Genomic DNA, 12,785 nt, shown 5'->3' with positions numbered 1-12,785 from the left:
TAAAATTATGGGTAGAATGTTTGGAACTGATGGCGTTAGAGGAGTTGCAAATACAGAATTAACAGCAAGAATTGCATATGATCTTGGAAGAGCAGGAGCATATGTATTAACAGAAGGAGCTCATAAGCCTAAAATATTAGTGGCAAAAGATACGAGAATATCAGGAGATATGTTAGAATCAGCATTAATAGCAGGAATATTATCAGTTGGAGCTGAAGCAATAGTGCTTGGCGTAGTACCTACACCAGCTGTTGCATACTTGACAAGGAAATATGGAGCAGATGCTGGTGTTATGATTTCTGCATCACACAATCCGGTAGAATATAATGGGATCAAGTTTTTTAACGATAAAGGGTACAAGCTTTCGGATGAATTGGAAGATGAGATTCAAAGAGTTATTGAAAGTGATTTTGAAGGAGTTCCAAGTCCAACAGGAACAGATTTGGGAAGAGAGACAATTGAAGTATCAGCGTTAGATGATTATATTGAATTTGCTAAGAACACTATACCTTATAGCTTGAAAGGATTAAAGATAGCTTTAGATTGTGCAAATGGAGCAGCATATAAATCATCAGTAAAAGCATTTAGAGAACTAGGTGCTGATGTATTCGTAATTAATGACAATCCAGATGGAACAAACATAAATGAAAATTGTGGATCGACGCATCCAGAAGAATTAATGGAGTATGTAATTAAAAAGAAATGCGATTTAGGTTTTGCCTTTGATGGAGACGCAGATAGATGCTTAGCTGTCGATGAAAAAGGTAATTTAATAAATGGCGATTTTATATTAATGCTATGTGCAAAATATTTAAAAGAGCTTGGTAAGCTAAAAGATGATACATTAGTTGTAACTGTAATGAGTAATCTTGGACTAGATATTGCATGTAAAAATGAAGAAATAAACATTATAAAGACTGCTGTTGGAGATAGGTATGTTTTAGAAGAAATGGTTAAAAGCAAATATGTCTTAGGTGGAGAACAATCAGGGCATGTTATATTTTTAGACTATAATTCAACTGGAGATGGATTAGTAACAGCGCTTCAAATTGCAGGGATAGTTAAGAAAAAGGAAAAAACATTATCTGAATTATGTTCAATAATGAAAGAGTTACCACAGGTTTTAGCTAATGCAACAATACCAAATGATAAAAAAGATTTATATTTGACAGATGATGAAATACAAAATGAAATAAGAAAAATAGAGGAAGCTTTAAATGGTGTTGGAAGAGTACTTATAAGACCATCTGGAACTGAACCGCTAGTAAGAGTAATGCTTGAGGGAGAAAATCAAGTTGAAATAGATCAAATGGCTCACAATTTAGCAAATTTAATCGAGAAGAAATACAATTAATGAAATAAATAAAGTATATATAACTTTGTTAAGAGGAATTCTATTAAATGAGTTCCTCTTTTTTTAGCTATTCGGAGGAGATGAAACTAATTAAAAATTCCTATAAGTTTATCATAAGTAAGGTAAAGTAAAACTATAAGCTTGATGCGGACATACAAAAGTATGCATTATAAAAGTATTTTTTGATTTTAAACAAATACGGGTTTTATTGTTAAATTTTACACATAATTTTTTGTGAATAACAAGTGATGAATAAGGGGATAAATAGATTAATATATAAAATAGTACGTTGATAAAAGGAGGTATTTATATGGACAAAGAACCTTATAATGAATATCTAGTAGTAATGCCAACTGGTAACTGTAAGGGATTTAACGACATAGAAGGAGCAAAAGCATATATCAATATATATTATGAACTAAGGCTTGATGATGTCTTCCATAAAGATGGTTATAACGATGCGACTGAAATAGGCGGAGATGAATATAGGTACAACGTATTTACACAGTTGGGTGCTGAAGAGGGAGCAAAATGCGAAATATATAAAACCGCATCATTCATTGAAGAAATTAATAAGGAGTTAGTCTTTGAAGATGAGAAAGAAGAAATAATTTCAAGGTTATGCGAAGCCAAAATAAACTTTAACATATACAATTACAGTCTGGATACAGTTTTAGCAAACATTCAAGAGGTTGAATATATGGAGGATTATGGAAGCAAAATTAGCAAAATGTAGAAATTAGGGGTAAAAGTCAGAAAAGATGCTCTTATTTAAATTGTTAATTAAAACTATATTAATAATTAATATAATTAAATTAAGTCATAAAGTATTGATAAATAAACAAAAAAATACGCAAAAAAATATTAAATAGTCAATTTTGGTATGCTGTAAATATATAAAAAAATGATAATGAAAAATATATTACTAAAACGTTGACAACAATAAGAACCGAGAGTACAATTTAGTCTAACAGGAAAATCAAATATGTCCTTAAGCTATAAAAAATGCTGAGATGGAGAAAATTATCTAGTAGATAAGTTGCAGAGAGTCGATGGTTGGTGAGAATCGATACTTTAGCTTTATAATTATCACTCCTGAGCAGAATCCAGAAAGGGGAACAATGTTCCTTGAGTAAAAGATATCCGGTGTGCATCCGTTATATGCAAGGGTTTGTTAGAACCTAGTGATATTATATAAGGCGGAATATTATCCCACTTCTTATGATTTATATCATTAAGGGTGGATTTTTTTAACCATTTTTAAGGGGGGAAGGCGATGGAAAAGCATGTATTATCTGTCTTAGTGAAGAATTCATCTGGTGTTTTGAGTAGAGTCAGTGGATTGTTTTCAAGAAGAGGATATAACATTGATAGTTTAACTGTTGGTAGAACTGAAGATCCTTCAATTTCAAGAATGACAATCACACTTATGGGCGACGATAATGTTTTGGAGCAGGTCAAGAAGCAATTGAGCAAACTAGAAGATGTGATAAGAGTTATAAACTTTAAAGCTGATGACTCTGTTTATAGGGAATTAGTATTAATTAAAGTAAAAGCAAATGCAGAAAATAGAGCAGCAATAAATGAGACTGTGAATATTTTTAGAAGCAAGATAGTTGACTTGTCTACAGATACCTTAACAATAGAATTAACTGGGGATGAAAATAAAATATCAGCATTAATAAATTTAATGGATGAATATGGAATAGAAGAATTGGTTAGAACAGGTGTGACAGCACTGCAAAGAGGCGAGAAAACTATAAAGAATTCAATTGAATCTTACTGATGAATAATAACTGCAAATAATTAAAAGCAATAAAGCAATAAAATAAAAAGGGGGATAATGATATATGGCCCGGAATCAGGTAAGGATATTTGATTCTACTCTAAGAGATGGAGCCCAAGGTCAAGGAATTTCATTTTCATTAGAAGATAAAATCAAAATAGTAAAAGTTTTGGATGAGATACAGGTAGATTATATTGAAGCTGGTAATCCGGGATCAAATCCAAAAGATATGGAATTCTTCAAAAGGCTTAAGAATGTGGAACTTAAGAATGCAAAGGTCGTAGCATTTGGATCGACAAGAAGGCCTAAAGTTAACGTAAAAGATGACAAAAATTTAAAGGATTTACTATTATCGAGAGCAGATACAATTGTTGTTTTTGGAAAGTCATGGGACTTTCAAGTAACAGATATTATAAAAACTTCTTTAGATGAAAATGTAAATATGATAAAAGATACAATTGAGTATTTGTGTGTTAAGGGGAAAGAAGTAATATTTGATGCAGAACATTTTTATGATGGATATAAAGCTAACAAAGAGTATGCAATGGCAACTTTAAAGGCAGCAGAAGAAGCAGGGGCAAAAGTGGTTGTGTTATGTGATACTAACGGAGGAACTTTACCTCAAGAGATATATAGCATAACTAAAAGAATAAAAGAAGCAATTAAGGTGGAGCTAGGAATTCATAGTCATGACGATATGGGGATGGCAGTTGCAAATTCGATTATGGCAGTGGAGGCAGGAGCAAGTCAGGTTCAAGGAACTTTTATTGGAATAGGAGAAAGATGCGGGAATGCGAATTTGAGTACAATAATTCCTGCATTAAAACTAAAGCTTGGATATAAAGTATTAAATGATAACGAGCTAGTAAATCTAACAAAAACATCTAGGTATATTGCTGAAATTTGTAATATCACATTATCAGATGAAGATCCATTTGTAGGAAATTCAGCGTTTGCTCATAAAGGTGGAATGCATATAGATGCAGTAACTAAATCACCAAAGTCATATGAACATATAGAGCCAGAGTTGGTAGGAAATAAAAGACGATTTTTAGTATCTGAGGTAAGTGGTAAAAGTACAATTTTACAGGAAATACAAAAGATATTTCCTAATATATCTAAGGATGATAAATCAGTTCAAAAAATTACAGATAGATTGAAAGAACTAGAGTATGATGGGTATCAGTTTGAGGGAGCAGAAGGAACAGTTGAATTAGTTATAAGAAAAATTATTGGAAAGTACAAACCGTTCTTTAAATTGAATCATTTTAAGATCATTGATGAACAACCCTATGGATCAGAGGATTTTTCATCAACAGCAGTAATAAATATTACAGTTGATGGACAAAATGAGATGACAGCAGCAGAAGGCGAAGGACCAGTGAATGCTTTAGATAAGGCTATTAGGAAAGCGCTTGAAGTGTTTTATCCAGAATTAAAACAGGCAAGATTAGTGGATTATAAAGTTAGAGTTTTGGATTCAGAAAGTGCAACTGAGGCAAAGGTAAGAGTATTGATTGAATCAACAGATGGGATTGAAAGTTGGAGTACTGTTGGGGTATCTCGTGATGTAATTCAAGCTAGTTGGATAGCTCTAGTAGATTCAATAGAATATAAATTAATAAAAGATATTGAAAGAAAAGTAAAAGCATATTTTTAAGGGGGACTAAAACATGGGAATGACAATGACTCAAAAAATCTTAGCAGCGCATGCAGGATTGGAATCTGTAAAAGCTGGACAATTAATTGAAGCAAATCTTGATTTAGTATTAGGAAATGATATTACAACTCCAGTAGCTGTAAATGAATTTAAGAAATTCGGAACAGATAAGGTGTTTAGTAAAAGCCAAATAGCTATAGTTCCAGATCACTTTACTCCTAATAAAGATATAAAAGCAGCCGAACAGGTTAAATATATTAGAGAATTTGCTCAAAAGATGGAAATAGAAAATTTCTTTGAAGTTGGAGAAATGGGAATTGAACATTGCTTGCTTCCTGAAAAAGGATTGGTTGTCGCTGGAGATGTTGTTATAGGGGCTGATTCACATACATGCACTTATGGCGCACTTGGATCCTTTTCAACAGGAATAGGATCAACAGATATGGCAGCTGGTATGGCTATAGGAAAGTGTTGGTTTAAAGTACCATCGGCTTTAAAATTTGTTCTTAAGAATAAGCCTGCAAAATGGGTGAGTGGTAAGGATATAATCTTGCACATAATCGGAATGATTGGTGTTGATGGGGCTCTATACAAATCAATGGAATTCGTAGGCGAAGGATTACAATATCTTTCAATGGATGATAGATTTACAATGGCTAATATGGCAATAGAAGCTGGTGGAAAGAATGGAATCTTCCCAGTTGATGATAAAACTGAGGAATATTTAAAAGACCATGCGTCTAGAGAATGGAAGGTTTATGAAGCTGATGAAGATGCAGAGTATGATAAGGTATTTGAAATTGATTTAGGCACATTAAGACCAACGGTTTCATTTCCACATTTACCAGATAATACGAGAACAATTGATAATACTGGTGATGTAGCTATTGATCAGGTTGTAATTGGATCATGTACTAATGGTAGAATTTCAGATTTAAGAATAGCTAGAGATATCTTAAAAGGAAGGAAAGTTAAAAAGGGTATCAGATGCATAGTTATTCCTGGAACTCAAAAGATTTATTTACAAGCAATAAAAGAAGGAATAGTTACAGATTTGGTTGAGGCTGGAGCAGCATTCTCAACACCGACTTGCGGACCATGCTTAGGTGGACATATGGGGATTTTAGCTAAAGGTGAAAGATGTGTATCAACAACAAACAGAAATTTTGTAGGAAGAATGGGACACGTTGAGTCAGAAGTATATCTAGCAAGTCCAGCAGTGGCAGCAGCATCTGCTTTAACTGGAAAAATAACTGATCCTGAATTGGTGTAGGAGGTATTTATTAATGAGCGTAAAAGGTAAAGTATTCAAATATGGAGATAATGTAGATACAGACGTAATAATTCCAGCGAGATATTTAAACACTTCGGATGCTAAAGAACTTGCTGCACATTGCATGGAAGATATAGATGTGGATTTTGTTAAAAATGTAAGAAGTGGGGATATAATTGTTGCAAATAAAAACTTTGGATGTGGTTCCTCAAGGGAACATGCACCTTTAGCAATTAAAACAGCCGGGGTTAGCTGCGTAATTGCATCAACTTTTGCAAGAATATTTTATAGAAATGCAATCAATATTGGCTTACCAATTTTAGAATGTGAAGAAGCTGTAAAAAATATTGATGCAGGAGATGAATTAGAAGTTGATTTCTCTACAGGTCTTATTAGAAATTTAACTAAGAGTCAAGAATATCAAGGAGAAGCATTCCCAGAATTTATGCAAAAGATCATCGATAACGATGGATTAATTGGGTATATAAAAAATAAATAGAAAAATTTATTCTTAAGAGCATAATCAAATTAAATTAATATATTTTCTTAAGATAAAGATAGCAATAACTCGAATTCATAATTAAGTTTTAGTGAAAAAGGCAATAAGAAATAGATAATTATAAGAGGGGGATTAGCATAATGAAATATAATATAGCTGTAATACCAGGAGATGAAATTGGTCCGGAAGTGGTAGATGAAACAATAAAAGTTTTAAAAGTTATTGGGGATAAGTTTGGACATAGATTTGAATATGAATATGTATTAGCAGGTGGATGTGCTATAGATAAAGAAGGAACTCCACTTCCAGAATCAACTTTAGAAGCTTGTAAAAAAAGTGATGCAGTTCTACTTGGAGCTGTTGGGGGACCTAAGTGGGATGATCCCACTGCTAAGATAAGGCCGGAACAAGCGTTGTTAGGATTAAGGGGAGCACTAAATCTTTACTGTAATTTAAGACCAGCAGTACTATATGCTCCGCTAAAAAACGAATCACCACTTAAAGATAGTATTGTTAAAGATGGCATAGATATCTGCATAGTTAGAGAACTAACAGGCGGAATTTACTTTGGAGAAAGAGGATTGGAAGAAGTCGCTGGAGTAAAGAGTGCTTATGATACTGAAAGATATAATGAAAATGAAATAACTAGAATTGCTAAAATAGGATTTGAAACAGCAATGAAAAGAAATAAGAAGCTTACAAGTGTAGATAAAGCTAACATATTAGAAAGTTCGAGACTTTGGAGAAGTGTAGTTAATGAGATGGCTAAGGATTACCCAGAAGTGGAAGTGAACCACTTGTATGTTGATAATGCTGCTATGCAGCTAGTAAAAGACCCAAATCAATTTGATGTAATTGTTACATCTAACATTTTTGGGGATATATTATCAGATGAAGCAAGTATGGTTACAGGTTCAATAGGTATGTTACCTTCAGCATCTCTTGGTGAAGGAACCCTTGGAATGTATGAACCAATTCATGGAAGCGCTCCTGATATCGCAGGACAAGGAATTGCTAATCCGTTAGCAACTATTCTCTCTGCAGCAATGATGCTAAGATATAGTTTTTCATTAGAAGAAGAAGCTAAATTAATTGAAAAAGCAGTTCTTGGTGTTCTAGAAGATGGTTATAGAACTGGTGATATAATGACTGCGGGTAAGAAAAAGGTTGGAACAGTTGAAATGGGAAATCTAGTTCGTGAGAAATTAGAGGCAATAAAATAGAATCTAAATCAATTTATACATTGCTAGTTATCAAACAGAGATCATTTTATAAGCAAAGGAGTGAATAAAATGTTATTGACGGGGGCTGAAATATTAATAAAGTCATTGCTTGATGAAGGAGTAGAGACTATATTTGGATATCCAGGTGGGGCAGTATTAAATATATATGATGAGCTATATAAATATAAGGATAAAATTCGTCATGTTCTCACTTGTCATGAGCAGGGAGCATCACATGCAGCTGATGGATATGCAAGGGCCACTGGAAAAGTTGGAGTTTGTCTTGCAACTTCAGGACCTGGAGCTACCAACTTAGTAACAGGTATTGCTACTGCATATATGGATTCAGTTCCAATGGTTGCTATCACTGGAAATGTAGCGAAGCCATTACTTGGAAAGGATAGTTTTCAAGAGGTTGATATAACTGGAATTACAATGCCTATAACAAAACATAATTATATTGTAAGGGATATTAATGAACTTCAGGATATAATAAGAGAAGCTTTTTATATAGCACAGGAAGGTAGGCCAGGTCCAGTATTAATAGATATTCCAAAAGATGTTACTGCTGAAAAGACTCAATATAATAAGATAATTCCTAAAGAGATTGTTAGAAAATCAGAGCATATTACAGAAAAATCATTGCAGGAAGCTGTTGAGTTAATAAATCAAAGCAAAAAACCTCTAATATACGCAGGTGGAGGGATAGGTATATCTGAAGCAACATCTGAATTAATAAGATTTGCAGAAAAGATTAATTCTCCTGTATCAACATCGCTTATGTGCATGTCTGAGTTTCCAAATGATCATGAATTATACACTGGTATGATAGGAATGCATGGGACAAAAGCATCAAATATTGCTGCAACTAAGTGTGATTTATTAATAACTCTTGGAGCTAGATTTAGCGATAGAGTTATAGGTAATCAAAATCATATAAAGAATGCAAAGATTTTACAAATAGATGTTGATCCGGCAGAAATAAATAAAAATATAAAAGTTGATACATGTATTGTAGGAGATTTAAAAGTGGCATTAAACCAATTAATACCACTAATTGATGAAAAGAAAAATGAGGAATGGTTTAATACAATAAATAATTTGAAAGAAAATAAGAAAATAGCATCGAATTCAGAGTTAACTCCAGAATTATTATTTGATAAATTAAATGAATTAAATGATGGAGATTTCATAATATCTACTGAAGTTGGGCAACATCAAATGTGGACCGCTCAATATTTCAATTTTAAAAGTGAAAGAACATTTATAACATCCGGTGGACTTGGAACCATGGGATATGGTCTGGGGGCAGCAATTGGAGCTCAGATAGGCAGAATTGATAGAAGAGTATTCAACATTGCAGGGGATGGAAGCTTTGGAATGAACTGTAATGAATTAGTTACTGCTGTTAAAAATAATCTTCCATTAATTCAAGTTGTTATGAACAATAATTGTCTAGGGATGGTAAGGCAATGGCAAGATTTTTTCTATGAAGGAAGATATTCTGAGACAACGTTAGATAGACCGACGGACTATGTTAAGCTTGCTGAGGCTTTTGGAGCTAAAGCATTTAGAATAACTGAAGTAGATGAAATAGACGATATACTTAGAAAAGCTCTGGATTCAGAAGGTCCAGTTCTTATAGATTATTTAATAAACAGTGATAAAAAAGTTTTTCCTATGGTTGCACCTGGTGCACCAATTAATCAAATAATAAGTGAAGAAGATATCTAAGGCACAATCAATAAAATAATAGACCGGTATGTTTGTCTGTTTTGCATCATACTGTGCAGCAAGTGTTCTTAATATTAGTAAAACTTGCTTCCTTGTCTGATACAAAATATATGTCACATCTTTGGGATATTATTTTGTTCAATGTGCCAAATAATAACTAGGAGGGTCATAAAAATGCCAAAAATGTATTACGAAAAAGACACAGATTTAAATTTATTAAGAGGAAAGAAAGTTGCTATCATTGGTTATGGTAGCCAAGGTCATGCACATGCGTTAAATCTTCATGAAAGTGGAATAGATGTTATTGTTGGTTTATATAATGGAAGTAAGTCTTGGGAAAAAGCTGAAGCAGCAGGATTAAAAGTTGCAACAGTTGCAGATGCAGCAAAAGCAGCTGATCTTATTATGATTTTATTACCAGATGAAAAACAAGCCAAAATATATAATGAAGAAATAGCTCCTAATTTAGAAGAAGGAAATGCATTAGTATTTGCTCATGGATTCAACATACATTTTGGACAAATTAAACCACCATCATTTGTTGATGTATTCATGGTTGCACCTAAAGGTCCAGGACATTTAGTAAGAAGAACATATACAGAAGGCGCTGGGGTACCTTGCTTAATAGCAATACACCAAGATGCATCGGAAAAAGCAAAACAATATGCTTTAGCATATGCAAATGGAATTGGTGGAGCAAGAGCTGGTGTTCTTGAAACTACTTTTAAAGATGAAACAGAAACAGATCTTTTCGGAGAGCAAGCAGTACTTTGTGGTGGTGTTTCAGAACTTATCAAAGCTGGATTTGAAACTTTAGTAGAAGCAGGATATGCTCCAGAAAATGCTTACTTTGAATGTATGCATGAAATGAAATTAATTGTTGATTTATTATATCAAGGTGGATTAAGCATGATGAGATACTCAATTTCAGATACTGCTGAATACGGAGATTACCAAATTGGTAAAAGAATAATAACTGATGAGACTAAGAAGGAAATGAAGAAAGTTCTTACTGAAATTCAAGATGGAACATTTGCTAAGAACTGGTTGTTAGAAAATGCAACTAATAGACCAGGATTTAATGCAAGAAGAAGAATGGAAGCAGAACATCCAATCGAAAAGGTTGGTAAGGAACTAAGAGGTATGATGAGCTGGATTGATACAGCAAAGGTAGATTAATATTTAAAGTTTTTAGAAGACGAGATTCGTAGATGATCGTCTTCTTTTTTGATATAATTTTATTAGCGAAGATTTTGAATTTTATTAACATGTTAAATTATAGATCAAGAGTTGAGGTAATATATGAATTATGTATATATTGTAGAATGTTCAGATAGAACACTTTATACAGGGTGGACAAATAACTTAGACAAAAGAATTCAAATGCATTCAAAAGGATGTGGAGCAAAATATACGAAGGGTAGGGGACCTGTTAAATTAGTATATCATGAAGTATTTGAAAATAAAAAAGATGCAATGAAAAGAGAGTACCAGATAAAAAAACTAACAAGAAAAGATAAGCTAATATTAATCAGTATTTATAATGGTAAAAGTAAATATAAATAAAAAAAAATCATGCAACCGTTTTTATAAAATGGTCTATAATTGAGTAAATCTTAATAAAACATAGGAAAGTTATTAAATTTAATCGAAAACAAAGGAAAATATAGGTTGTAAAAGTTTTCTTTGGTTGATATACTTATATCATTAAGAAGTAGATTTACTTGAGAAAAGGTTAACAAATGGAGTCTGGATAGCTTAATACGCTAAAAAGACTAAATTTTTTTAAAGGTTTCGCAAACGATTGCGAAGATGGCAATTGAGTAACATTATATATCTAAATTGACTTCTAGATATGTGTTATATAAATAAATGCTTAGTATTTTTGAAAGTTATTCAGGATGCTAAACAAAGTTTTAATGGAGGGGTATTTAAATGAAAACAAAACAAATATTATCAACAATTTTAGCTTCTACATTATTGGCTGGGACTATGGTTGGATGCGGAAGCTCATCAGGAGTAAGTTCGCAAAGTTCAAGCGATGTTGGAAGCGGAAAAACAATTAAAGTATATCAATTAAAGGTTGAAATTAATGATGCACTTCAAGAACTTGCTAAAAAATATGAGAAAGAAAAAGGTGTAAAAGTCGAAGTTACTTCAGTGGGCGGTGGAGCTGATTATGGAGCATCGTTAAAGGCAGAGTTCGCCAAAGGTACGGAACCAGATATATTTATGATTCAAGGTGCTGGGGATTATGAAACTTGGAAACATAAAATTGATGATTTAAGTGATCAAGGCTGGGTTAAAAATGCTGTTAAAGGAACACTAGATACAGTAACTATCGACGGAAAAGTATATGGAATGCCAGCAGCAACAGAAGGGTATGGCTTGTTATATAATAAAGACATTTTGGACAAGGCTGGTATCGATCCCAAATCCTTAGATTCTTTTGATAAATTAAAAGCAGCATTTGAGACATTAGATAGTAAAAAAGTGGAATTAGGACTTGATAATGTTGTTTCTTATACAACAAAAGAATTCTGGGTTACTGGTAATCATACATTTAATATACCACTTGCAACTCAAGATAATCCAGCTCAATTTACAAAGGACTATCTTGCAGGTAAAGCAGATATAGTTAATAATAAGCAATTTAATGACTGGATGAATTTAGTTGAATTACTTTGTAAATATGGTGGAGGAAGGAATCTAGACACTATAGATTATAGTACTCAAGTTGGTAATTTTGCACTTGGAAGAACTGCATTCTTGCATCAAGGTAACTGGGTAGCAGGAGATGTAAGTAAAATAATGGATCCAAATGAAAAATTTCACATGGGATTTGCACCACTTGCAATTAATAATGATTCAAAAATGAGTGGATCTATTTCAGTAGGTGTTCCAATGTATTGGGTAGTAAATAAAGATTCTAGAATTAATAAAGAAGCTAAAGAATTCTTAGATTGGATGGTTACAAGTCAAACTGGTCAAGAGGCATTAGTTAAGGATATGAATATGATCCCAGCATTTACAAACTTCACAGTTGAAAGTGATAATGAATTAAATAAATCAATTTCTGAATATAACAAAGAAGGAAAGACTCTTCCTTGGGCATTTACTAACCTACCAGATGGATTTAACAAGAATAGCTTAGCTCCTTTATTCTCTAAATTTATTAATACTGATATGGGGCCACAAGCAAAGAAAGATATGTTACAAGGAATTCAGGATGCTACAAAAGCCAAATAATATTAGA

11 protein-coding genes are annotated in these 12,785 nt (G+C 32.8%); all 11 read left to right on the top strand.

Annotation, left to right across the window (positions count from 1 at the left end):
• The first annotated feature begins 7 nt into the window (after positions 1 to 7).
• Positions 8 to 1,354, top strand: a complete 1,347-nt coding sequence (gene glmM / locus T483_RS0109380) for a phosphoglucosamine mutase (RefSeq protein ID WP_026886633.1) — start codon at positions 8 to 10, stop codon at positions 1,352 to 1,354.
• A gap of 310 nt (positions 1,355 to 1,664) precedes the next feature.
• The gene (locus T483_RS0109375) at positions 1,665 to 2,090 is read left to right on the top strand and encodes a hypothetical protein (RefSeq protein ID WP_026886632.1); all 426 of its coding nucleotides are present in this window, start codon (positions 1,665 to 1,667) and stop codon (positions 2,088 to 2,090) included.
• Between the two features lie 540 nt (positions 2,091 to 2,630).
• A complete protein-coding gene (gene ilvN / locus T483_RS0109370; protein ID WP_026886631.1) occupies positions 2,631 to 3,140 on the top strand; it encodes an acetolactate synthase small subunit in 510 nt (169 codons plus the stop codon).
• Positions 3,141 to 3,204: 64 nt separating this feature from the next.
• Positions 3,205 to 4,800: a citramalate synthase gene (cimA, locus tag T483_RS0109365; protein WP_026886630.1), complete on the top strand. Its 1,596-nt coding sequence runs from the start codon at positions 3,205 to 3,207 to the stop codon at positions 4,798 to 4,800.
• Between the two features lie 13 nt (positions 4,801 to 4,813).
• Positions 4,814 to 6,073, top strand: coding sequence for a 3-isopropylmalate dehydratase large subunit (gene leuC, locus T483_RS0109360; protein WP_026886629.1), 1,260 nt, complete (start codon positions 4,814 to 4,816; stop codon positions 6,071 to 6,073).
• Positions 6,074 to 6,086: 13 nt separating this feature from the next.
• Positions 6,087 to 6,572: a 3-isopropylmalate dehydratase small subunit gene (leuD, locus tag T483_RS0109355; RefSeq protein ID WP_026886628.1), complete on the top strand. Its 486-nt coding sequence runs from the start codon at positions 6,087 to 6,089 to the stop codon at positions 6,570 to 6,572.
• Positions 6,573 to 6,712: 140 nt separating this feature from the next.
• Positions 6,713 to 7,795, top strand: a complete 1,083-nt coding sequence (gene leuB / locus T483_RS0109350) for a 3-isopropylmalate dehydrogenase (RefSeq protein WP_026886627.1) — start codon at positions 6,713 to 6,715, stop codon at positions 7,793 to 7,795.
• A gap of 69 nt (positions 7,796 to 7,864) precedes the next feature.
• A complete protein-coding gene (ilvB, locus tag T483_RS0109345) occupies positions 7,865 to 9,529 on the top strand; it encodes a biosynthetic-type acetolactate synthase large subunit (protein ID WP_026886626.1) in 1,665 nt (554 codons plus the stop codon).
• A 174-nt stretch (positions 9,530 to 9,703) separates the two neighbouring features.
• On the top strand, positions 9,704 to 10,708 hold the full coding sequence (ilvC, locus tag T483_RS0109340; protein ID WP_026886625.1) for a ketol-acid reductoisomerase: 1,005 nt from the start codon (positions 9,704 to 9,706) through the stop codon (positions 10,706 to 10,708).
• Between the two features lie 123 nt (positions 10,709 to 10,831).
• The gene (locus T483_RS0109335) at positions 10,832 to 11,095 is read left to right on the top strand and encodes a GIY-YIG nuclease family protein (RefSeq protein WP_023974783.1); all 264 of its coding nucleotides are present in this window, start codon (positions 10,832 to 10,834) and stop codon (positions 11,093 to 11,095) included.
• Positions 11,096 to 11,464: 369 nt separating this feature from the next.
• Positions 11,465 to 12,778, top strand: coding sequence for an ABC transporter substrate-binding protein (locus T483_RS0109330; protein WP_026886624.1), 1,314 nt, complete (start codon positions 11,465 to 11,467; stop codon positions 12,776 to 12,778).
• Positions 12,779 to 12,785: the final 7 nt, after the last annotated feature.

It is taken from the genome of Clostridium beijerinckii HUN142, assembly GCF_000621745.1.
In the GTDB taxonomy this organism is placed as follows: domain Bacteria; phylum Bacillota; class Clostridia; order Clostridiales; family Clostridiaceae; genus Clostridium; species Clostridium beijerinckii_A.
The sequence above is the reverse complement of the archived record's forward strand: the minus strand, read 5'-3'. Positions and strand labels throughout refer to the sequence as shown.

Coding starts and splice junctions, on each gene's coding strand:
- T483_RS0109335 (WP_023974783.1), top strand. CDS start 10,832: ATGAATTATGTATATATTGTAGAATGTTCAGATAGAACACTTTATACA.
- ilvB (WP_026886626.1), top strand. CDS start 7,865: ATGTTATTGACGGGGGCTGAAATATTAATAAAGTCATTGCTTGATGAA.
- T483_RS0109330 (WP_026886624.1), top strand. CDS start 11,465: ATGAAAACAAAACAAATATTATCAACAATTTTAGCTTCTACATTATTG.
- ilvC (WP_026886625.1), top strand. CDS start 9,704: ATGCCAAAAATGTATTACGAAAAAGACACAGATTTAAATTTATTAAGA.
- ilvN (WP_026886631.1), top strand. CDS start 2,631: ATGGAAAAGCATGTATTATCTGTCTTAGTGAAGAATTCATCTGGTGTT.
- cimA (WP_026886630.1), top strand. CDS start 3,205: ATGGCCCGGAATCAGGTAAGGATATTTGATTCTACTCTAAGAGATGGA.
- leuC (WP_026886629.1), top strand. CDS start 4,814: ATGGGAATGACAATGACTCAAAAAATCTTAGCAGCGCATGCAGGATTG.
- leuB (WP_026886627.1), top strand. CDS start 6,713: ATGAAATATAATATAGCTGTAATACCAGGAGATGAAATTGGTCCGGAA.
- leuD (WP_026886628.1), top strand. CDS start 6,087: ATGAGCGTAAAAGGTAAAGTATTCAAATATGGAGATAATGTAGATACA.
- glmM (WP_026886633.1), top strand. CDS start 8: ATGGGTAGAATGTTTGGAACTGATGGCGTTAGAGGAGTTGCAAATACA.
- T483_RS0109375 (WP_026886632.1), top strand. CDS start 1,665: ATGGACAAAGAACCTTATAATGAATATCTAGTAGTAATGCCAACTGGT.